Raw genomic sequence first — 20,997 nt, 5'->3', positions numbered from 1 at the left:
GGATTCCATTCCCCTCGCTCCTCTAGCCTTGGCGCATATTCCAAGAATAAGAGGTACCCCGCGATGACTGCCCCCCTGAGCGCAATCAAAGTGATCGAAATCGGCACGCTGATCGCTGCGCCGTTCGCCGCGCGCATGCTCGCCGAGTTCGGCGCCGAAGTGATCAAGATCGAAGCCATGGGCCAGGGCGACCCCCTGCGCAAATGGCGCAAGCTGCACGAAGGCACCTCGCTGTGGTGGTACCTGCAATCGCGCAACAAGAAGTCCCTGGCGCTGAATCTGAAATCCCCCGAAGGCATCGAACTGGTCAAGCAACTGGCGACCAGCGCCGACGTGCTGATCGAAAACCTGCGCCCCGGTGCCCTGGAAAAACTCGGTCTGGGCTGGGACGTGCTGCACGCGCTCAATCCCAACCTGACGCTGGTACGCATTTCCGGTTACGGCCAGACCGGCCCCTACCGCGACCGCCCGGGTTTCGGCGCCATCGGCGAGGCCATGGGCGGCATTCGCTACACCACCGGCACCCCCGGTTCGCCGCCGGCGAGGGTGGGTGTCAGCCTCGGTGATTCCCTGGCGTCTTTGCACGCGGTGATTGGTGCGTTGATGTCGCTGCTGCGGGTCAAGACTGGGCAGGGCGGGGGGCAAGTGGTCGATGTGTCGCTGGCCGAAAGCGTGTTCAATGTCATGGAAAGCCTGGTGCCGGAATACGACATGCTCGGTCATGTCCGTGAACGCAGCGGCGGCGCCTTGCCGGGCATCGCGCCGTCCAACACCTACCTGACGGCCGATGGCGCCTACGTGGTGATCGCCGGTAACAGCGACCCGATCTACAAACGATTGATGGAAGTGATCGGTCGCCGCGATCTGGCCGAAGCGCCAGAGTTTGCCCACAACGATGGCCGCGCCTTGAAAAGCAATGTGCTCGACGCCGCCATCACCCACTGGACCAGCAGCCTGCCCATCGATGACGTGCTGGCGGCCCTGGAAGCCGCTGAAGTACCGGCCGGGCGCATCTATTCCGTGGCCGACATCGTCGCCGACCCGCACTATCAGGCGCGGGACATGTTGCTCAGCGCCGACCTGCCCGGCGGCGCGAAAGTGAAGATGCCGGGCATCGTGCCCAAACTTTCCGAAACCCCCGGCGGCGTGAACTGGTCGGGACCGGGTCTGGGCCAGCACACCGACGGGATTCTTGCGGGGCTGGGCCTGACGGATGCGGACATCGAACGCCTGAAAACTGAAGGGGTGGTGCAATGATCACTGATTTTTCCGAGAGCCTGATCGTTCAGGAAGTCTCCCCGCGCGACGGCCTGCAGATCGAACCGACCTGGGTGGAAACGGTCGACAAAATCGCGCTGATCGATCAGCTTTCACTGGCTGGATTCAGTCGCATCGAGGCCGGCTCGTTCGTGTCGCCCAAGGCCATTCCCGCCCTGCGCGATGGTGAGCTGGTGTTCAAGGGCATCACCCGCCAACCGGGGGTGATCTATGTCGCGTTGATCCCCAACCTCAAGGGCGCGCAGCGGGCGTTGGCGTGTCGCGCCGATGAGCTGAACCTGGTGATGTCCGCCAGCCAGACTCACAACCTGGCCAACATGCGCATGCGTTGCGAAGCTTCATTGGCCGCATTCGGCGAGATCGTGCAATACGTGGGTGACACCAAGGTGCGATTGAACGGCAGCATCGCCACCACTTTCGGTTGCCCGTTCGAGGGCAAGATCGATGAGGACCGCGTGCTGCAAATCGTCGATGAATATCAGGAGCTCGGGATTCAGGGCGTCACCCTGGCGGACACCACTGGCATGGCCAATCCGCGGCAGGTGGATCGGCTGGTGCGGCGGGTGTTGCAGCGGGTTTCGCCAGCGGATTTGACCCTGCATTTCCACAACACCCGCGGCCTCGGCTTGTGCAACGTGCTGGCGGCTTACGAGGCGGGTGCCCGACGTTTCGACGCGGCCCTCGGCGGGCTCGGCGGTTGCCCGTTCGCACCCGGCGCCTCGGGCAATATCTGCACCGAAGACCTGGTCAACCTGTGCGATGAAATCGGCATTCATACCGGCATCGATCTGCCGTTGTTGTTGAACTTGTCGCGAGGATTACCCGCGCTGCTCGGCCACGAAGTCCCCGGCCAACTGGCCAAGGCCGGCCGCAATTGCGACCTGCACCCGTTGCCTTCCTGACCACACCGAATCCCCTTGTAGGAGCCGGCTTGCCGGCGATGAAGCCGGAAAATCCAATATAGGTGTCTCCTGACCCACCGCCATCGCCAGCAAGCTGGCTCCTACAGAAAACAGCATCCCAACCAGACAACAAAAACAATCGGACACCCACGGGAAGTCCGCCTGGAGAAAGCACCATGAGCCTCAATGTACTGGAGGCGGGCGCGAGCCCGTCCGTTAGCCACGACGAAGAAAAAGCCCTGGTCAGCAAAGTCGCCTGGCGCCTGATGCCGCTGATCATGGTCTGCTACTTGTTCGCCTTTTTCGACCGCATCAACATCAGCTTCGCCAAGTTCCAGTTGCAGGCCGACCTGAGCCTGAGCGACACCGCGTACGGCCTCGGCGCCGGGCTGTTCGTGGTCGGTTACGTGATCTTCGAAGTGCCGAGCAACATGATGCTGTACAAGGTCGGCGCCCGGCGCTGGATCGCCCGAATCATGATGTCCTGGGGCCTTGCGACGGCGGCGATGGTCTTCGTCAACAGCGAATGGCAGTTCTACGCGTTGCGCTTCGTGATCGGCGCGATGGAAGCGGGTTTTGCGCCGGGCGTGCTGTATTACCTGACGCTGTGGTTCCCGCAGCATTATCGTGGGCGCATCACCTCGATGCTGTTCCTGTCATCAGCATTTGCCGGGCTGGTCGGTGCACCGTTCTCCGGGTTGGTGCTGCAACACCTCGATGGTTTCCTGGACATGCGCGGCTGGCATTGGCTGTTTCTGCTCGGCGGCGTGCCCTGCATCGGCCTCGGTTTGCTGGTGCTGACCTTGCTCAAGGACCGCATCGAAGACGCCCATTGGCTGACACCGTCGGAGAAGACGTTGCTGACCAGCCGCATCGCCCACCACGAACCGCACAAGAGCGGTGGCTCGCTGCTCGCCGCGCTGCGGATTCCCGGTTTTCTCACGCTGGGCCTGATCTACTTCCTGATTCAGGTGGCGTCCTACGGCTTGAACTTCTGGGCACCGCAACTGATCCGCAGTGCAGGCACCGAGAGCCCGGTGATGATCGGTTTGCTGACGGCGATTCCGTACATCTGCGGCGCGATCAGCATGGTGGTGATCGGGCGGTTGTCCGACTCGACCGGCGAGCGGCGCAAGTTTGTCGCCGGGCTGGTGGCGGTGGGCGCGCTGGGGTTCTTCTGTGCCGGGATCTTCGCCAACCACACGACCTTCCTGATCGTCGCGCTGGGCTTGCTCGGCGCCGGGATCATCGCCTCGATTCCGAGCTTCTGGACCCTGCCACCGAAACTGCTGGCCGGTGCCGGCGCAGGGGCTGCGGGCGGGATCGCGGTGATCAACACCCTCGGCCAATTTGGCGGCATCGTCAGCCCGGTCATGGTCGGGCGCATCAAAGACCTGACCGGCAGCACCACCCCGGCGCTGTACGTCATCGGCGTCTGCGCGCTGATCGCGGTTGCGCTGTTGTTGTGGGGGCTGCCGCAAAAACTGCGCACACTCGACAAGTTCTAGAGAAGTACACAACCCTGTAGGAGCCGGCTTGCCGGCGATGGGGCCCACGAAAACCGCATTGCAACTTCAGACCGCCATCGCTGGCAAGCCAGCTCCTACAAGACCGCGGCGTTCAGGTAATAACAATCGCTCCCAAAACACGCACAACCCTGTAGGAGCCGGCTTGCCGGCGATGGGTCCCTCGAAAACCGCATTGCAACTTCAGACCGCCATCGCTGGCAAGCCAGCTCCTACAAGACTGCGGCGTTCAGGTAATAACAATCGCTCCCAAAACACGCACAACCCTGTAGGAGCCGGCTTGCCGGCGATGCGTCCCTCGAAAACCGCATTGCAACTTCAGACCGCCATCGCTGGCAAGCCAGCTCCCACAGAACCGCAGCGTGCAGGCAGTAACGATCGCTCCCAAAACACGCACAACCCTGTAGGAGCCGGCTTGCCGGCGATGAGTCCCTCGATAACCGCATTGCAATCTCAGACCGCAATCGCTGGCAAGCCAGCTCCCACAGGACCGCAGCGTGCAGGAGTTAACGATCGCTCCCAAAGCACGCACAACCCTGTAGGAGCCGGCTTGCCGGCGATGGGCCCCTCGAAAACCGCATTGCAACTTCAGACCGCCATCGCTGGCAAGCCAGCTCCCACAGAACCGCGGCGTTCAGGTAATAACGATCGCTCCCAAAGCACGCACAACCCTGTAGGAGCCGGCTTGCCGGCGATGGGTCCCTCGAAAACCGCATTGCAATCTCAGACCGCTATCGCCAGCAAGCCGGCTCCTACAAGACCGCGGCGTGCAGGTAGTAACGATCGCTCCCAAAGCACGCACAACCCCGTAGGAGCCGGCTTGCTGGCGATGGGGCCCTCGAAAACTGCATCGCAATCCCAGACCGCAATCGCTGGCAAGCCAGCTCCCACAGGACCGCGGCGTTCAGGTAGTAACGATCTCTCCCAAAGTACGCACAACCCTGTAGGAGCCGGCTTGCCGGCGATGAGTCCCTCGAAAACCGCATTGCAATCTCAGACCGCAATCGCTGGCAAGCCAGCTCATACAAGGGATCTGGTCCTGGATCAGACGTTGAACGGGTTGTATGAGCGGATTGAGGAGGAGATATTGCACAGCCTGTCTTCCGACGTTCGAGGTAATCAGATTGCTAACCGGCCTCAACCACCTGACCCTCGCCGTCACCGACCTGAACCGCAGCGTGGCGTTCTATCACGACATCCTGCAACTTAAGCTCGAAGCCACATGGGACTCCGGCGCCTATCTCTCGCTACCCGGCCTGTGGCTGTGCCTTTCCCTCGATCCCCTGCGCAACGCCGAACCCGCTACCGACTACACCCATTACGCCTTCAGCATCAGCACATCCGGCTTCCTGCCATTCGTTGAACGCCTTCGTGCCGCCAACGTCCGCGAATGGCGCGATAACCGCAGCGAAGGTGCGTCCTTCTACTTCCTCGACCCCGACGGCCACCAGCTCGAAGCCCATGTCGGCGACCTGGCGTCGCGATTGGCCGCCTGTCGTCAGGGGCCGTACGCAGGAATGAAGTTCTTCGACGATCAGTCAGTCGATTCCCCGGGACCTGATATAGACTTGCGCCCATTCACCGGATAGTACAAAAGGATTTCCCGATGACCCCATCGCTGCTAATGGCCGTTCTCGCCTCGGGCTTTATCTACGGCATCACGCCCGGGCCCGGCGTTTTGGCGGTGTTCGGTATTGGTGCAGCGCGTGGGCGAAGGGCAGGGGCAGGTTTTTTGTGCGGGCATTTGCTCGGGGACGTGGTCTGGTGCAGCACCGCGCTGATCGCGATTGTCGGTGCGCGGGAAATTGGCAGCACCGCGTTTGACGTGTTGGGCGTGCTCAGCGGGCTCTATCTGTTCTGGCTCGGTTTGCGCGCAGTGCGGGCCAAACGCAGCAGCGCCGAAGCGCCGCAAGGCCCGGCGCGGCAGCCGTTCTGGCACGGCATTCTGTTCGGTCTGACTAATCCGAAAGCCTATCCGGTCGCGGTGGCGACTTTTACGGCGTTGCTGTCCAGCCGTGCGGAACTGCTGCATTGGTCGATGTTGCCCTGGCTGATCGTTCTGAGTTTCGTTGGCGGTTTGATCGCCTACGCTATCCTCATTGGCATCGTCGGTGCACGGCAGGTGCGCGGCCTGTATCAACGGCATGAACTGGCGATCACCCGGTTGTGCGGGGTGATGTTTATCGGTTTCGCCATCAACGCCCTGGTGCATGCCTTGCCGGGGCTGATGCCGAACAAGGCTTGAAACTGATCGCAGGGACGCGTCAGCGGCATCATCACTGGTCAGGGATGGTTCTTTATTGCTGCATTGTTCGGACATGCTCTCTGCACCATGGCAACCAGAAATTCCGCACCGTCGGCGAGTTACATCGATCTACTGCTGGACGCCGTTTGCGCGGTCGATAAACAGGGTCGCTTCGTTTTTGTCAGCGCGGCCTGCGAGCGCATTTTCGGCTACACGCCTGACGAGTTGGTCGGCCAGCCGATGATCGAACTGGTGCATCCCGCCGACCGCCAGCGCACCCTCGACGCCGCGCGGGAGATCATGGGCGGCGACCCCAAACTCAACTTCGAAAACCGCTACGTGCGCAAGGATGGCCGGGTGGTGCATATCCTGTGGTCCGCACGCTGGTCGGAAGTCGATCAACTGCGCATCGCCGTGGCCCGTGACATCACCGAACGCAAGCAGGCCGAGTCCCGACAAGCGGCGCTGTACGCGATCTCCGAAGCGGCCCACGCGGCGGAGGATTTGTTGGCGTTGTTCAAACGCATCCACCTGATCATCGGTGAATGGCTGCCGGCGCTGAACTTCTCCGTGGCGCTGTATGACGAGCATTGCGCGCAGCTCAATTTCCCTTACCACGTCGACGACAACGAGCAGCAACCCGAACAGCCTGGAACGGTGACCGGACGCTTGTGTGCCGAAGTGATCCGCAGCGGTCAACCGATCCTGCTGACCCCGAATCAGGAAAACACCCCCGCAGGATTCGAGGCGCTGGTCACGGGCCAGCATTCGCCATGCTGGCTGGGCGTGCCGTTGAACTCCCAGAAAGGCACCATCGGCGCGCTGATCGTCAAAAGCGTGGCGGGCGGCGAGCGCTACACCGAGCAAGACAAGGAACTGTTGCAGTTCGTGTGTGCCCAGATCGCCACCGCCATCGAGCGCAAGCAGTTGCACGCCCGGCTGCAGCGCATGGCCCAATACGATCAACTGACCCAACTGCCCAATCGCGAGTTGCTCCGGGACCGGCTGAAAGCCTCACTGGCACTGGCCAAGTCGGAAAGCGGGCGCATGGCGCTGTTGTACGTCGACCTCGACCGCTTCAAGGAAGTCAACGACACCCACGGCCATGCGGTCGGTGACATGCTGCTGCAAGCGGTCGCCAATCGCCTGAAAGGCTGCGTACGGGAAACCGACACCGTGGCGCGCATCGGCGGCGATGAGTTCGTGGTGCTGCTGCACACCATTCAGGCCTCGGAAGATGCCGACAGCGTGGCGGGCAAAATCCGTCATATCCTGGCGCAACCGCTGCGGCTGGATGGGCACAGCCTGAACATTCAATTGAGCATCGGCGTCGCGCATTTTCCCGAGCATGGCACGGAAGAAAAGCAATTGTTCCGCCATGCCGACGAGGCGATGTACACAGCCAAACGCCAGCATCACCTGCGACTCGGGGCCTGAAAACCACGGCACCGTTCGTCGCGTCGATCCCTTTTTTTTTTAAACCTTTGCGGTGATGGAAATTCAGATCCTATGCGGGCTCCTGCTCGCTGCGATCATCACCAAGAGGTAGAGAATCATGCCTAACTCAAGAAACTCGAACTCGGGAAGTTTCGCCAACGATCGAACGAAGGCGTCTGAAGCCGGTCGCAAAGGTGGGAAAACGACCACCACGACTGTCGATAAAGAACCTTTGAAACCCGACATGGGCCGCAAAGGTGGCCAGAAATCCAAGTAGTGGTGAAAGTGGTTTTGATTGAGAGGCGGGAGCGAAAGCTCCCGTTTGAATTTATAGAGAGGAGGGCGCGACCATGAGCCAGATGGCCACCCGATTATGCAGCACCGGATTTGCCACGTTACTGGGCCTGTGTGCCAGCAGTGCCTTTGCCCAGTCCCCCGCCGAATTCATCAACGATGCCTCGGCCAAAGGCATGGCCGACATCGAAGCCAGTCGCCTGGCGCACCAGAAATCCGAATCCAAAGAGATCAAGGACTTCACCATCATCGTCATCAACGACCGCACCACTGCGAACCAGCACCTGGCGAAAATCGCCAGGCAACTGGATCTGCCGGTGGCGCCACGGGAAGAGGTGGTCGACAAGGCCAAAGCCTTGATGCCGCAAGTGCAGGAGGGCGATTCTTTTGATCAGGCATACGCCGCCAGCCAGGTGAAAACCACGCAGGAAGCCATCGAACAACTGGAGCAGGAGGCGCAGAGCACGGACGTACCGGAAATCAAAGCCTTCGCTGAAGAAACCCTGCCCAAACTGCAGAACCACCTGCAAATGGCCAGGGCGCTGCAAGCAGATTGCTGACGCGCTTTCTGTAGGAGCCGGCTTGCTGGCGATCCAACCGCCGCGGTGTGCCAGGCACACCGCTTTCGCGACTGAATTGCCCCGCGCACTCAACAGTCGTTCAAATCCTGTTTGTGCTTGCCCTTGGTCACCAATCCCTGCACCTCGTTTGCGCTCATGGAGCGATAGCCTCGACGCAGCTTCTGCGAGTTTTTGCGAACTTCATTGCCGTGTCCCTTATAGGAATGCGTCTGAATTGGTGACAGCGCGGGCGGGATGAAAATTCTGATTACCTGTTCGGATTCCATGAGGGCGGGGGAGGTTGTTCGCTATTCCTGGGCGGAATCTTTCTTTGTGCCGGTTTGTGTCTAGTATCAATGGCAGTCAATTTGCCAGCATGCAAACACACGGATCGAAACCAGGAAGGGGTTACGCATGGAATTTTTCGAAAAGTTAGCAAGTTTAGCCGCCAAAGTCCGCTTACAGAGTGCTGCAATTCAGACGGAGGAGGCGACGAAGAACGCTTTTGTCATGCCCTTTATCAGCACGGTGCTCGGCTACGATGTCTTCGATCCGACCGAGGTGACTCCCGAATTCGTCTGCGATATCGGAACGAAGAAGGGAGAAAAAATTGACTACGCAATCATGAAGGCTGGCGAGGTGCAGATCCTGATCGAGTGCAAGAAAATAGGTGAGCCGCTACACATCAATCATGCCTCCCAGCTGTTTCGTTACTTCCATGTCACCAGCGCTCGTATATCTATCCTCACCAACGGACAGGTCTACAAGTTTTTCACTGACCTGGACGCGCCCAACAAAATGGATGAGAAGCCATTTCTCGAACTCGACCTTCTGGACATCGATGAGTATTCCGTCCCCGAATTGATAAAGCTCACCAAATCAGCGTTCGATGTGGATTCGATCATCAGCGCTGCCGGTGAGTTGAAGTACGTCAGCCAAATCAAAAAAGTCATCGCTTCTCAGGTCAGCAAGCCAGACGACGATTTTGTGAAAGTGTTCGCTTCGCGGGTCTACGACGGGGTGATTACTCAAAAAGTCCGTGAGCAGTTCCATGAGCTGACGAGAAAGGCTGTGGTGCAATTTCTCAATGACCAGATCAATGACCGGCTCAAGTCGGCCATGAGCGGAGCCATTCAGCCCACGCTTGCTTCTTTACCGGTTACTTCCGGTGATGCTGAGCAACCGGATCTACGAGACGAGTCAGAAGACAAGGTTCTGACAACTTTGGAGGAACTGGAGGGTTATCACATCGTCCGCGCCGTGGTCCGCTCAGTCGTGGATGCCAAGCGGATTGTTCAACGCGATACCCAGAGTTACTTCGGCATCCTGCTGGACGACAACAACCGCAAACCGATCTGCCGTCTGCACTTCAATCGCTCACAGAAATACATCGGCATATTTGACGAAGAGAAGAATGAAACCCGGCATGCAATTAACTCTGTTGATGACATCTACGAATATTCGGATCATTTGAAGAAGACGGTTGGGTATTACGATTAGCCAGCTGATTGCGAAAAAAAACCGGCCCTTCAGGTCGGTTTTTTTATATTTCTTCAGTCCGAAAGCCTAACGTCAACCGCCCAACTGAAATACCCCAACGCCTCGCAGTTTTTATCAACCAGCATGAAATGCAGCTCACACGCCTCAACTCCGGCGGCGAGTCGGGTGCATGCCCAATAATGATCATCGGCTTGGTGAGTACCCGGTTCAGTCGGGTTTTCAGTGTCGGGTGCCGGCACTGTCAGGTCGCCCCGCACCACCAGTTCCGGCGCCGACAATACGCCGGCGTCACCCACAGACATCTCGTAAAACACCACACTGTGCTCAGCGAGCAAGCTGACGGTTCTTCCGCGGATATGGAAAGTCGCATCCCTGCCAGCGGTCAACGTAATTAGGCTGTCATTTGTTGTACTTTGTGACGCTGGCGATCCGTTGATGCTGAAGACGAATCCATCGGAAATGGGTGTCGGATTGTCCGCCTCAAGACTCGGGTCCGGGTAGCGTAGAAGCAGTGATTCGGCATCGACGATCAGCAACACATTGTTGGCAGTCGCGACGCTTGAGGAAGGAGATTTGATCGGTTCGGAAGTCATCATGGATTCCTTTCATGATGGTGACACTTGACGGTAGCCGCTTCGGTTTATGCAAGGCATTCCGTTCCTGTCGAGGCGGCAACGCAGTCAGCAAAAGCCCCTCGTTGCCAAGGGGCCTGACGCTCGTCAGTTGCGGATGGTGATGAACGGGTCCCACGAACAGCAGCCGACGATCTTGCACTCGCGATCCACGATCAGGAAGTGGAAGTGATACGTCACGCTGCCGCTGGACAGGGTTTCCGAAGACCAGTAATGGTTATCGACTTTCTGGCAGCTGGGCACTGATGGATTGCTGGTGTTGGGCACGGCTACGCAGGCAGTAGCCTTGCGTGGCGTGGGTGTGGAGATCAAGTCAAGGCCGACATTGCCGATGAATTTATAGAAAATCACCGCGGTCTCGAAGCTCTGCGACAGGCTGGTTTCACGCCAGCGAATCAGGTCGCCCACCTGGGCTTTCAAGTTGAGTTCGCCACCGGCCTGGCCGCTCACCACGTTGTTCTGGTTGGTCACCATGTACACGTGATTGACGTCGATCAGCGTTGGTGCAGCAGGGTTTTTGCTGATGTTCGGGTAGTTTTTCAGAATGGTTTCGGTGTCGATGGAAACCAGTACATCCGTGACTCGAGACATAGTGAAACTCCTTGTTCATAGTGAATGCCTGGCATCTTTCCAGGCTCAACAACGCTTGCTTGCCTTGCGGTCGTTGCGCAAACACTACGGACGGAACCCACCTGTCACGGGCATGAGCTGGCCTTGCTCCTTGAGTACAAACCAACGGGTTCGGGTTCCTTCCGACGGGCCGCGATTGGACTATAGAAGTGAAATTCAGGCTGTCAAAACTGCTTTGCTGATAGCTCGACGAACGGTCGATCTGGTTATGAATTCTGATCATTTGGCGATAAGAAACGACCTGCATATCCTTCGAACATCCAAAAGTCGGGTAGGGAGGGATGCGTGGGGCGAGGTATCGTAGCGAACCGGTTGTCGGCCCAGGCCCGGACAACGATTCGACAGGAGAACGCAATGAGTTGGTCCGCCAAGCAATACGTCGCTTTTGAAGATGAACGCACGCGCCCGGCCCGGGATCTGCTCGCGGCGATCCCGCCCGTTGAAGCACGCTCGGCCATCGACATCGGTTGCGGCCCCGGCAACTCGACCGAGCTGTTGCTGGAACGCTTCATCAGCGCCACGGTGCGCGGCGTCGACAGTTCGACCGACATGATCGAAGCCGCCCGCAAGCGCTTGCCGCAGGTGCAGTTCGACACCGTGGATATTGGCACCTGGAACGAGAGCGGTCCGTTCGACGTGATCTTCGCCAACGCTGTGTTGCAGTGGCTGCCCGATCACGCGAATTTGCTGCCGGCTCTGGTGAGCAAGCTTTCTCCCGGTGGTAGCCTGGCGATTCAGATGCCCGACAACCTCAACGAACCGTCCCATCGCCTGATGCGTGACGTCGCTGCCAATGGCCCGTGGGCCAGCAAATTGGCGGACGCCGCCGGGCAACGCACGGAAATGGCCAGTGCCAGCGACTATTACTCGATGCTGCGACCGCACTGCGCGCGCGTCGATGTGTGGCGCACCACCTACCATCATCCGCTGGCGGGCGGCGCGTCGGGCGTGGTCGAGTGGTTCAAGGGCAGCGGCTTGCGGCCGTTTCTCGAACCGCTGGATGACGCGGAAAAGGCGCAATACCTCAAGCAATATCACACCGCTATCGAACAGGCGTACCCGACGCTGAGCGATGGTTCGGTGCTGTTGCCGTTCCCGCGATTGTTCATCGTCGCGACCCGCTAAGTGCGGAAAAGGGACGGATAACGCGGAACGTCATCTGTCCCTTCGCTTGGTGCTCAAGTAATCGAAAAGAAACGACGCAAAGCCGAATAACCCGATCATTGAAATGATCATGAGCCCCAACTCTGAATTGTCCATGCTGATCTCTGCGTGAAAGGTGAGAGGGCAGGGTAGGTGGTTTTTTGTCGGGTTTGAGGGGGCGCTACGGCTTCTTTACTGGCTGGTGGGGATCTATACGGAAACTATACGTGGGGCGCCGAAGTGCTCAGCGTTGAACGTTGGATATGGAGATCTCTACTTCTTCCCAGACACATTCAGCGTACTTCGGATTGGCTGTGTGCAGCGTGATTTTGCTGGCAGGTGGAATCGGTAAACCGTTTTCAGCCAGTATTTCGAAATGACCCTGAATGGCTTCGCGCGCCATAGCCACTGCATCGTCCAGATCTTCGCCGGCGGAAAAACAACCCGGGACATCCGGGATATCAACGCCCCACGCGTGTTTGCCATCGCCAATTGAAATCGCTATCGGATAAAGCATGTTCACTGCTCTCCTGCTGATCCAGTTACTGACGCTAAAAACGCAAAGGGCGCCCCGAAAGGCGCCACTGTTTAGCGTCAGGACGGTTCCGCATCCATACGTCGTGCAATGACATCCATCACATCGCAGCCATCGCGCAGCGGTATGGCGCAGAGCAATGCGAAGTCACTGAGAATCACCGAGTCAGTGGATATTTCACCACGCATCGCGAGGTTTTCCAGGACCTGCGTTACCGCGCCGATTCTGTAGCGGGCGGAGCTGAGTAGGGAATGCAGTGGTTGGGTGGTGTTGACGTAGAACGTGGGGAGGTCGTCGGCGTTGCTGGTTAAAGCCATATATTCGTTCATGAGTGGTTACCGTTAGTAGGTGAAAGACCTACCACTCAATCGTCGCCAAACAATAGGGTGGTAGCTGTACGCGGGTTGGCGAACCGGACAACGGTAAAACCGGCAGACCCGAAGGTCTCCCACGCACAGCCACCAAAAAAAGCGCAGCAAAGTGCAGTCAGAAAAGCTCCGGAAAAACTCCGAGGCTTCTGGGTCGTTGTCATCGAGTCGCCAAACCCGATACGCCTTTTTGGCGTGAACGGACTATAGGCTTCGTGACAAAAACACTGCAATGCGCAAGTGTACGGACAATTCCCAGAGTCGTGTAGGACCTTGCCCTTTCTGAAAAATCGGCTCGATTCGGAGGCTGCGTGAAAATGGGGATGTTGTAGTTTTGAGTCGGGTAGAGCATGGGATTTCAGGTATGACGTCAGAGTATTTAGCTCGCTGAACGGAGGTATGAAGTCATGAGTAAAGCTAAGGTTGAGAGAGCCAGCGCGTGGACTGAGTTTTTCTCCAACATACCCGCCGAGACTAGGCGAGAGATTTTGATGGGCATAGTTAGCGAGGCTAGAGCTTCTCAACGCGATCTTGTGCAGAAAGCAAAGGCTATCAAAACTTCACTGGATTCCACTTCGACGGCCTGAAGATTCTAAACAAGCCTATTAAAATCCCTGCTGCAGGTTGGATTTATGTGCGAAGGGGGATGTATCTGTTTTCATGAATATGCCACTCCTGCTAAGACGCGTTTGTATCCGTCCCTATTGCTCTAGGGGGATAACTTATCCAGTTTTTACGGGTGTGAAAAACTGTTGTGCGGATATGCATGGCGTTATGATATATACTGATTCTCAAAATTTGTTTGATTTTATTATTTGATAGTCATTTATGTATGTTGCTAGATTTTCTGGTTTGCTTGAATAACCTAAACGCAAGGAATTTTGTATGTCTGTTCAACAAGTTAGATCTGCACTGGAGATGTTTGTCTCTGAGCCTAATTCCAGAGCGGTTGTTCTAAAGGGCGAGTGGGGGACAGGGAAAACATATCTTTGGAATATGCTGCTTAAGCAAAAAAAAGAATCGATTTCTCGCAAAAAATACGCTTATGTGTCGCTTTTTGGGTTAAGTAATTTAGCTGATTTGAAACGGGCAATTTTTGAAAATGTTGTTTCTAGTGAAAATGCTGATGTTAACGGAGATTTCAAGAGCCTGATTGGAAATCTTGCAGGTGTAGGGCACGCTTTAGAGAGAGCTGTAAGGAAAGGAGTGAAAGTTACTGCCGAAACGGCATCGCTACCGTTTGTAAAGGGATTGGGAGGCGTCGTCGATGCGATATCTTTCGCAAGTGTCGCTGATACTTTGATTTGTATTGATGATTATGAGCGAAGAAATACGGGGTTGTCTGGAAAAGAAGTTTTGGGGCTGATTTCTTATCTGGTTGAAAATAAAAATTGCAGCGTTATTTTGGTGTTGAATCATGCTCAATTGGAAGGAGGGTTAGATGAGTACTTTCAGTTTAATGAAAAAGTATTTGATTATGAAATTGAATTTTCACCTACTCCGCACGAGGCTGCAAACTTAGTTTTTGATATGGGGGATGAATATGAGAGTCGGTTGTTGACTAATTCCATCGCTCTTAAGATTTCTAATATCAGAATTCTCAAAAAAATACTTTATTTTTCAAAGGCCCTCCGTGGGGTTGTGCTTAATTATCCCGAGCCGATAGTCACGCAGGTGTTGCATACCCTTCCATTAGTCGTTTGGTCAATTTACTCCAGTGACCCCCAGCGTGTAATGATAGGTGCGATTAAGGAGTTTGGTGGGGGGGGATTTGAGGATTTTTTTGCTAGTAAAGATGGTTCCGCAGATGCCACGATAAAAAATAAAACGTCAATTTTTTTGAAAGAATATGGGTTTTCGAGCTGCGATGAATTAGATGTAGCTGTTATTTTTTTGGTGGAAAAAGGTTATTTGGATGAGGGTGAGATACGAAAGCTTGCTGAAAAAATGGCTGAAAAAGTAAAGCATAACAAGGAAATACAGATGCTGAGAGAGGCGTGGTCTGTATATAGATGTTCCTTTAGAGATAATGAGGATGAGCTGCTTGGGTGCTTTGAAAAAGCATTAAAAGTTTGTTTGGGTGAAATGTCTTTCATGGATTTGGATTCAATATGTGAAACCTTTAGAGGGCTCGGGCGTGACGAAAGAGCTGCACAGATTGTCGATGAATATATGCTTGGGTTGACGCGGCGAGGTGCGAAAATTGATAAGCGACAGCTGTTTAGATGGCCGAAAGATAAGTATCTATCAGATGCGTTGAATGCATATATTGAGGATTCAAAAGTTGAGAAGGAGTTTGCAGATTATATCCTGCCTTATGTTGGTACAAATGGTCTTGATAGTGAGGACTATTTAAGGCTTTCTCAGGCTGATGTTGATGATTTTTATGATTTCTTTTCGAGGGCTGATAGCGAAAATCTACACGCTTGGGTCTTGTATTGTTTGGAGTTTGGCTCTATTCGGGCATCAGAAGATGAATCGCAGAAAGCTTTTCGGTCTATTTTTTTGAAGTCTTACGAAGCGATACTAAAGATACGAGGCGAGTCGTTGCTAAATAAAATGCGTACAGATACTTACATGAGTTATCAGGAAATGTACGATGAACTGAAGGAGAAAGAATCGCTGTAGGAAAATTAACCCCGGTAAAAATCCAGGCTTGGTTTTGTTTATGCTTTTTCTGTTCTGGAAGCTATCGCTGCAAGTCGGTTAACGGTTCTCCACATTTCCGTCAATTTCGCGGCTGACACGAACAGTGCCGATCATCGACTCGACACGCAGTGGTTGCACCAGTGCGATGTCATAACGATTCGCGAGGGTCTTGAAACCGACTTGCATTGACGAAATCCTTTATCGGGGAAAGAAAAACGTTAACAGAACGTCGATATTATGCGAAAACGCTAATTTCGCCGATGTGAAAATAGTAATTCGAGAGGGAATTCGATACTAAATTCGTATTATTGAAAAAAAACGCTAACAAGCTGTAGCTTAGCTGCTCCTATCCCAACAGCTGACTCGATTCCCCACACCTGATTTCACCAAACACCAGACACAAAAAAACCGGCCATCAAAGCCGGTTTTTGACGCGTTGATGAAACAGGGGCAGACACCACTCTTTCCGTCCGCCCCTTCCGCGCATTTGAGGACCGAAAATCCCTTAGCCGCTAATCAATCAACTGATCAACCAAAACCGCGTTGCTGTAGATCAGGCAGCCATCACTCGCTCGATGTCCCACCAGATGAAACTGGCCGCGCTCGTTGTGGATATAGACGCGCATCTGGCAGTCGGACAAAGGCCCGTAGCCCCCTGGCAAGATCAACTCCAGTGTGCTCATGTCGACGTCAACCATGGCTTCCTTTTCATGGGTCTCCTGCAAGCGTTCTTCAGCCTCCTCCAGGCCCCGGTGGAGGGGGCCATCGACGTAAAAATGGATTTCACCTATTGGGGTCGATTTTTGTGCGCCGTTGAATTTGCACCAGCCTTCGATCGTCAAGGCACTCATGACGAAATCTCCGTTGTGGACGGCTGGACGTTGTAGCTCTTAGCCGTCATGGGTCTGACCGCTATACCCGACAAGGACCGTCTTCAGTGGCATTTTCAGCCGATCCCTGCCTGCGTAACACAGATACTAATTATAGCTGGCCACCGCGTTTCGCTTACTCGATGTCTCTGCGCGCCTTATTAGTCTGAAGGGGTGTTACTGAATAGAGACAGTTAGATATAGCGAATGGGTTTTAAGTAATCAGCTTGATGCCGAGGTTGGAATATCCAGGTGCGCGGGCCTTGCAGCAACAGCGTCTGTAGCGCCCATGAACTATACTTCCAGCGAACTTTGCCACGACGAAAGGTGGTATTGGGTCAGCCTGTTTTGGCGTCGGATGAGTCGTGATTAGACGCTGCTGTTCTGTGGGGATGCTTATGCATGCCAATGAGTGACAGGAATAGGAAGAAGGCAAAATGGCAATGGCAATTATTCTTGTCCTGATCGTTATTGCATCCGTGCTCTTCCATTTATTAGCGCCCTGGCATGCGGCACCACCCGCTTCCAATTGGGGTTCAATAGACACCACGCTGTTCATCACGCTGGTCATCAGCGGGATATTTTTCATCGCCATCACCGTGTTCATGGCGGTGGCCGTCATGCGTTTCCGTCACAAGGAGGGCGTCAGGGCCGCCTACCAGCCAGAAAATAAACGGTTGGAATTCTGGCTGATTGTCGTGACGTCGATCGGGATTGCCGGGATGTTGGCGCCGGGTCTTGTTGTTTATAACGATTTTATCCGGGTGCCCAAAAATGCGTATGAACTTGAGGTGGTCGCCCAGCAATGGCAATGGGCTTTTCGTTTTCCGGGCCAGGACGGGAAGTTGGGGAAGTCGGATATCAAGCTTGTTGATTCGGTCAATCCACTCGGTCTTGATCCCAAGGACCCTGTTGGACAGGACGATGTAATAGTCAGAAGTAATGAAGTTCGTCTTCCGATCGATCAGCCAGTGAAAGTCTTGTTGCGTTCCAAAGATGTTCTGCACAATTTTTATATACCGCAGATTCGCAGCAAGATGGACATGGTGCCGGGAATGGTGTCGTACTTCTGGTTTACACCAACTGTCATGGGCAAGTATGAAGTGCTGTGTGCCGAGTATTGCGGCGTCGGTCATTACAACATGCGCGGCAATATGATCGTGGTAGACCAGGCCGCCTTCGCTCAATGGCTGGGCAGCCAACCGACCTTTGCGCAGACATTGACCACGGCCGCCAGGCCCGGTCGGGACAGCGTGCTGGAAAAAGGCCGCCAACTGGTCGAGCAATACGGCTGCCATGCCTGCCATAGCCAGGATGGCAGTGCCAGTCTCGGCCCGGGATGGAAGGGCTTGTACGGCCGCACCGAACAACTCGCCGATGGCAGCAGCGTGCAGGTCGATGAGGCTTACCTCAAAGAGTCGATCCTCGATCCGAAGGCCCGCCTGGTGCAAGGCTACCCGCCGGTGATGGTGGCCTATACTCTCAAGGATGATGAATTGGCTGCTCTCATCGCCCTGATCAAATCGCTGGGTGCCGGGCAGCCAGCCGAAGAACCGTCTACCGGCGACGTGTCGGGCTCAGGTGACGATCTGGTGGCACAGGGACAGCGGCTGGCGCAGTCGCTCGGTTGTCTGGCCTGCCACAGTGTCGATGGCAGCAAGGGTATCGGCCCCGGTTGGCAGGGCCTGTATGGCAAGGCAGAAACCCTTGCCGACGGTACGAGCATCAAGGTCGATGAGGGCTATTTGAAAGAGTCGGTTCTCAATCCCGCTGCCAAAATCGTCAAGGGCTACGCAGCTGTCATGCCGCCCTTCACGCCGAGCGACAAGGAGCTGAACGCCCTGATCGCTTTTATCAAATCCAAAGCGAATGCTGACGCTGAATCGAGCAAGGCTGAGCCAGGGAAGTCGCCGTAAAGCCGCCAGAAACACACTGAAACTTCGGCCGGAGGATGACGTGATGGCCTATGCGGAGCAAGCCGAAACAGAGGCACTGCACGAGCCGAAAAGTTTCCTGACCAAATACATCTGGAGTCAGGACCACAAGGTCATTGCCGTTCAATATTCCTTGACGGCCCTGTTCGTGGGGCTTATCGCCGTGGTGCTGTCCGGCTTGATGCGCATGCAGATTGGCTTCCCCGGCAGTTTGGCGTTCATGGACGCCAGTGCTTATTACCAGGCGATGACCATGCACGGCATGATCATGGTTATTTATTTGCTGACGGCCTTGTTTCTGGGGGGCTTCGGCAACTATCTGATCCCGCTGATGGTGGGCGCCCGCGACATGGTCTTCCCCTACGTCAACATGCTCAGCTACTGGTTTTACCTGCTGGCAGTCGTAGTGTTGCTCTCCAGTTTCTTTGTCCCGGGCGGCCCCACCGGTTCGGGCTGGACGCTCTATCCGCCACAGTCCATTACTCAGGGGACACCGGGTGTCGAGTGGGGCATCGTCCTGATGCTCGTCTCTCTGGCGATTTTTATTGTTGCCGCCACCATGGGCGGGTTGAACTACGTCACCACGGTGTTGCAGGCGCGCACCCACGGCATGACGTTGTTTCGCATGCCGCTCTCGGTGTGGGGAATCTTCATGGCCTCGATCATGGCCTTGCTGGCGTTCCCGGCGTTGTTTGTCAGCGCCGTCATGATGCTGTTCGACAAACTGTTGGGCACCAGTTTCTTTATGCCGGCGATCATCTCGCTGGGGCAGCAACTCGATCATCAAGGGGGCAGCCCCATCTTGTTCCAGCACCTGTTCTGGTTCTTTGGCCACCCGGAGGTCTACATCGTTGCGCTCCCGGCGTTTGGCCTGGTTTCGGACCTGATCAGCACCCATGCGCGGAAAAACATCTTCGGTTACCGAATGATGGTGTGGGCCATTATCGCGATTGGCGTACTCAGCTTTGTGGTCTGGGCGCACCATATGTATGTCAGCGGAATGAACCCGTACTTTGGCTTTTTCTTCGCCGTCACCACCTTGATCATCGCGGTGCCGACCGCATTGAAGGTCTACAACTGGGTGCTGACCCTGTGGCACGGCGACATTCATCTGACCGTGCCGATGCTTTTTGCCCTGGCCTTTATCGTCACCTTCCTGGTCGGTGGCCTGACCGGGTTGTTTCTCGGCAATGTGATCGTGGACATTCCGCTCTCGGACACCTATTTCGTCGTCGCCCATTTCCATATGGTCATGGGCGTCGCGCCGGTACTGGTGGTGTTTGGCGGTATTTATCACTGGTTCCCGAAAGTCACCGGTCGCCTGTTGAATGACACGCTGGGCAAGTTGCATTTCTGGATTACTTTCCTGGGCACCTACGCCATCTTCTTCCCCATGCACTACCTGGGTTTCCAGGGCATGCCGCGCCGTTATTACGCTTATGACAACTACGCGTTCATCCCGCAGTCGGCGCAAGAGTTGAATGCTTTCATTACGGTGGTGGCCTTGACCGTCGGCGTTTCCCAGTTGCTGTTTGTGTTCAACCTGGCCTGGAGCACATTCAAGGGCAAGCCCGCTGGCGGCAACCCGTGGGGCGCGGCCAGCCTCGAATGGCAAACGCCGAACACTCCGCCGATACACGGTAACTGGGGCGCGAAGCTGCCGGTCGTGCATCGTTGGGCCTATGACTACAGCGTTCCGGGGATCGAACAGGATTTCGTGCCGCAAACAATCTCCGCCGAGGAGCTGGAACAGATGCGGCAGCTCAGTGCCGGACCTCGGGCAGCGGACGTTAAAACATGAACAGACTGCTGTTGAAAAACGCCGACGGCGCGGACCCCAACGGCAGCTGGAGTCGTGATCCCGAAGGGATTCAGTCCGCTGAAGGTGCCAATCGAAACCAGACCGCAAAAATAGGCCTGCGCCTGTTTCTGGTCGTGGTGAGTTCGTTGTTCTTTCTCTTTCTGCTGGCCTTTATCGCCCGTTCACAAATGTCCGACTGGCTACCCCTGACAGAGCCCTTGGCGCCGTTAGCCAATCCATGGCAACTCTGGGTGAATTCGGCATTTCTGGTGTTGAGTTGCATCGCGTTGCAGTGGGCGCGCATGGCCGCTCGCCAGGCTCGGCTGAACGCAACGGTCATTGGCTTTGTAGTGGGAGGCGTATTTGCAATTGCCTTTCTGGCGGGGCAGTTCTGGGTCTGGCAGCAGTTTGTCGCCTGGGGCTACTTTGTCGCCAGCAACCCGGCCAATAGCTTCTTCTACCTGTTGACCGGTGTGCACGGGCTCCACCTGCTGGGCGGGTTGTTTGCCTGGGGCAGGACCGTCGCCAGATTCCTGAATCGCGTGCCGTTGCCGCAACTCAGCGCCAGCGTCGAACTCTGTGCCATCTACTGGCATTACTTGTTGGGTCTGTGGATTGTGTTATTCGCTTTGCTGACCAGCACGCCACAGACTTATGAAGCCATCGCCAGACTCTGCGGCTTGAGGTGATCAGC

At 55.8% G+C, this 20,997-nt stretch carries 19 protein-coding genes and 1 pseudogene; 14 read left to right on the top strand and 6 right to left on the bottom strand.

Annotated elements, in window-relative coordinates; translation table 11 throughout:
* Positions 1 to 63 precede the first annotated feature (63 nt).
* The 9 genes from KGB25_RS23885 (at position 64) to KGB25_RS23845 (ending at position 9,742) form a co-directional block, all read left to right on the top strand.
* Complete coding sequence (locus KGB25_RS23885; protein ID WP_207286759.1) at positions 64 to 1,257, top strand: CaiB/BaiF CoA transferase family protein; 1,194 nt, start codon at positions 64 to 66, stop codon at positions 1,255 to 1,257.
* Entirely contained in the window at positions 1,254 to 2,180 is a 927-nt protein-coding gene (locus KGB25_RS23880; protein WP_223436979.1) for a hydroxymethylglutaryl-CoA lyase, read from the top strand. Before KGB25_RS23885 ends, KGB25_RS23880 begins: the two co-directional genes overlap by 4 nt.
* Before the next feature lie 176 nt (positions 2,181 to 2,356).
* On the top strand, positions 2,357 to 3,688 hold the full coding sequence (locus KGB25_RS23875; RefSeq protein ID WP_223436977.1) for an MFS transporter: 1,332 nt from the start codon (positions 2,357 to 2,359) through the stop codon (positions 3,686 to 3,688).
* 1,142 nt (positions 3,689 to 4,830) lie between these two features.
* Entirely contained in the window at positions 4,831 to 5,295 is a 465-nt protein-coding gene (fos, locus tag KGB25_RS23870; RefSeq protein WP_223436975.1) for a fosfomycin resistance glutathione transferase, read from the top strand.
* A 17-nt stretch (positions 5,296 to 5,312) separates the two neighbouring features.
* Positions 5,313 to 5,951, top strand: a complete 639-nt coding sequence (locus tag KGB25_RS23865; protein ID WP_223436972.1) for a LysE family translocator — start codon at positions 5,313 to 5,315, stop codon at positions 5,949 to 5,951.
* Between the two features lie 87 nt (positions 5,952 to 6,038).
* The gene (locus KGB25_RS23860; RefSeq protein ID WP_223436970.1) at positions 6,039 to 7,388 is read left to right on the top strand and encodes a bifunctional diguanylate cyclase/phosphodiesterase; all 1,350 of its coding nucleotides are present in this window, start codon (positions 6,039 to 6,041) and stop codon (positions 7,386 to 7,388) included.
* 118 nt (positions 7,389 to 7,506) lie between these two features.
* The gene (locus KGB25_RS23855; protein ID WP_008025734.1) at positions 7,507 to 7,665 is read left to right on the top strand and encodes a KGG domain-containing protein; all 159 of its coding nucleotides are present in this window, start codon (positions 7,507 to 7,509) and stop codon (positions 7,663 to 7,665) included.
* A gap of 73 nt (positions 7,666 to 7,738) precedes the next feature.
* Entirely contained in the window at positions 7,739 to 8,242 is a 504-nt protein-coding gene (locus tag KGB25_RS23850) for a DUF4142 domain-containing protein (RefSeq protein ID WP_223416125.1), read from the top strand.
* A gap of 414 nt (positions 8,243 to 8,656) precedes the next feature.
* Positions 8,657 to 9,742, top strand: coding sequence for a type I restriction endonuclease (locus KGB25_RS23845; protein ID WP_223436967.1), 1,086 nt, complete (start codon positions 8,657 to 8,659; stop codon positions 9,740 to 9,742).
* A 53-nt stretch (positions 9,743 to 9,795) separates the two neighbouring features.
* Here the strand turns inward: KGB25_RS23845 and KGB25_RS23840 are convergent, their stop codons facing one another.
* On the bottom strand, positions 9,796 to 10,335 hold the full coding sequence (locus KGB25_RS23840; RefSeq protein ID WP_223436995.1) for an AidA/PixA family protein: 540 nt from the start codon (positions 10,333 to 10,335) through the stop codon (positions 9,796 to 9,798).
* A 126-nt stretch (positions 10,336 to 10,461) separates the two neighbouring features.
* Positions 10,462 to 10,965, bottom strand: a complete 504-nt coding sequence (locus KGB25_RS23835) for an inclusion body family protein (RefSeq protein WP_008036175.1) — start codon at positions 10,963 to 10,965, stop codon at positions 10,462 to 10,464.
* Between the two features lie 393 nt (positions 10,966 to 11,358).
* Between KGB25_RS23835 and tam the strand changes: the two genes are divergently transcribed.
* Positions 11,359 to 12,129 (top strand): trans-aconitate 2-methyltransferase, encoded by a 771-nt coding sequence (tam, locus tag KGB25_RS23830; RefSeq protein ID WP_223436965.1) that lies wholly within the window; start codon positions 11,359 to 11,361, stop codon positions 12,127 to 12,129.
* A gap of 277 nt (positions 12,130 to 12,406) precedes the next feature.
* Here the strand turns inward: tam and KGB25_RS23825 are convergent.
* Both KGB25_RS23825 and KGB25_RS23820 read right to left on the bottom strand, forming a co-directional pair.
* Positions 12,407 to 12,664 (bottom strand): annotated as a pseudogene (locus tag KGB25_RS23825) (type II toxin-antitoxin system HicB family antitoxin); the annotation flags it as partial.
* Positions 12,665 to 12,741: 77 nt separating this feature from the next.
* Positions 12,742 to 13,011 (bottom strand): short-chain dehydrogenase, encoded by a 270-nt coding sequence (locus tag KGB25_RS23820; RefSeq protein ID WP_223416122.1) that lies wholly within the window; start codon positions 13,009 to 13,011, stop codon positions 12,742 to 12,744.
* A gap of 924 nt (positions 13,012 to 13,935) precedes the next feature.
* Here KGB25_RS23820 and KGB25_RS23815 point away from each other — a divergent pair.
* Positions 13,936 to 15,678: a P-loop NTPase fold protein gene (locus KGB25_RS23815; protein WP_223436962.1), complete on the top strand. Its 1,743-nt coding sequence runs from the start codon at positions 13,936 to 13,938 to the stop codon at positions 15,676 to 15,678.
* Positions 15,679 to 15,756: 78 nt separating this feature from the next.
* On the opposite strand, the gene KGB25_RS30425 is transcribed toward KGB25_RS23815, so the two are convergent.
* Both KGB25_RS30425 and KGB25_RS23810 read right to left on the bottom strand, forming a co-directional pair.
* Positions 15,757 to 15,885: a hypothetical protein gene (locus tag KGB25_RS30425; RefSeq protein ID WP_263286183.1), complete on the bottom strand. Its 129-nt coding sequence runs from the start codon at positions 15,883 to 15,885 to the stop codon at positions 15,757 to 15,759.
* 326 nt (positions 15,886 to 16,211) lie between these two features.
* Positions 16,212 to 16,550 carry a hypothetical protein gene (locus tag KGB25_RS23810; RefSeq protein ID WP_008036183.1) on the bottom strand — a complete coding sequence of 113 codons (339 nt, stop codon included), beginning with the start codon at positions 16,548 to 16,550 and terminating at the stop codon, positions 16,212 to 16,214.
* A gap of 455 nt (positions 16,551 to 17,005) precedes the next feature.
* Here KGB25_RS23810 and KGB25_RS23805 point away from each other — a divergent pair, with 455 nt between their 5' ends.
* From KGB25_RS23805 to KGB25_RS23795, 3 genes are read left to right on the top strand one after another with little or no spacing between them, the layout of a single operon-like run.
* Positions 17,006 to 18,484, top strand: coding sequence for a cytochrome c oxidase subunit II (locus tag KGB25_RS23805; protein ID WP_008036186.1), 1,479 nt, complete (start codon positions 17,006 to 17,008; stop codon positions 18,482 to 18,484).
* Between the two features lie 43 nt (positions 18,485 to 18,527).
* Positions 18,528 to 20,303, top strand: coding sequence for a cytochrome c oxidase subunit I (gene ctaD, locus KGB25_RS23800; RefSeq protein ID WP_223436993.1), 1,776 nt, complete (start codon positions 18,528 to 18,530; stop codon positions 20,301 to 20,303).
* A complete protein-coding gene (locus tag KGB25_RS23795) occupies positions 20,300 to 20,992 on the top strand; it encodes a cytochrome c oxidase subunit 3 (RefSeq protein ID WP_223436959.1) in 693 nt (230 codons plus the stop codon). The genes ctaD and KGB25_RS23795 overlap by 4 nt, the downstream gene beginning before the upstream one ends.
* Positions 20,993 to 20,997: the final 5 nt, after the last annotated feature.

Source organism: Pseudomonas sp. BF-RE-21 (genome assembly GCF_019947305.1).
Lineage (GTDB): Bacteria > Pseudomonadota > Gammaproteobacteria > Pseudomonadales > Pseudomonadaceae > Aquipseudomonas > Aquipseudomonas migulae.
This window is presented reverse-complemented; position numbering and strand designations above follow the sequence as displayed.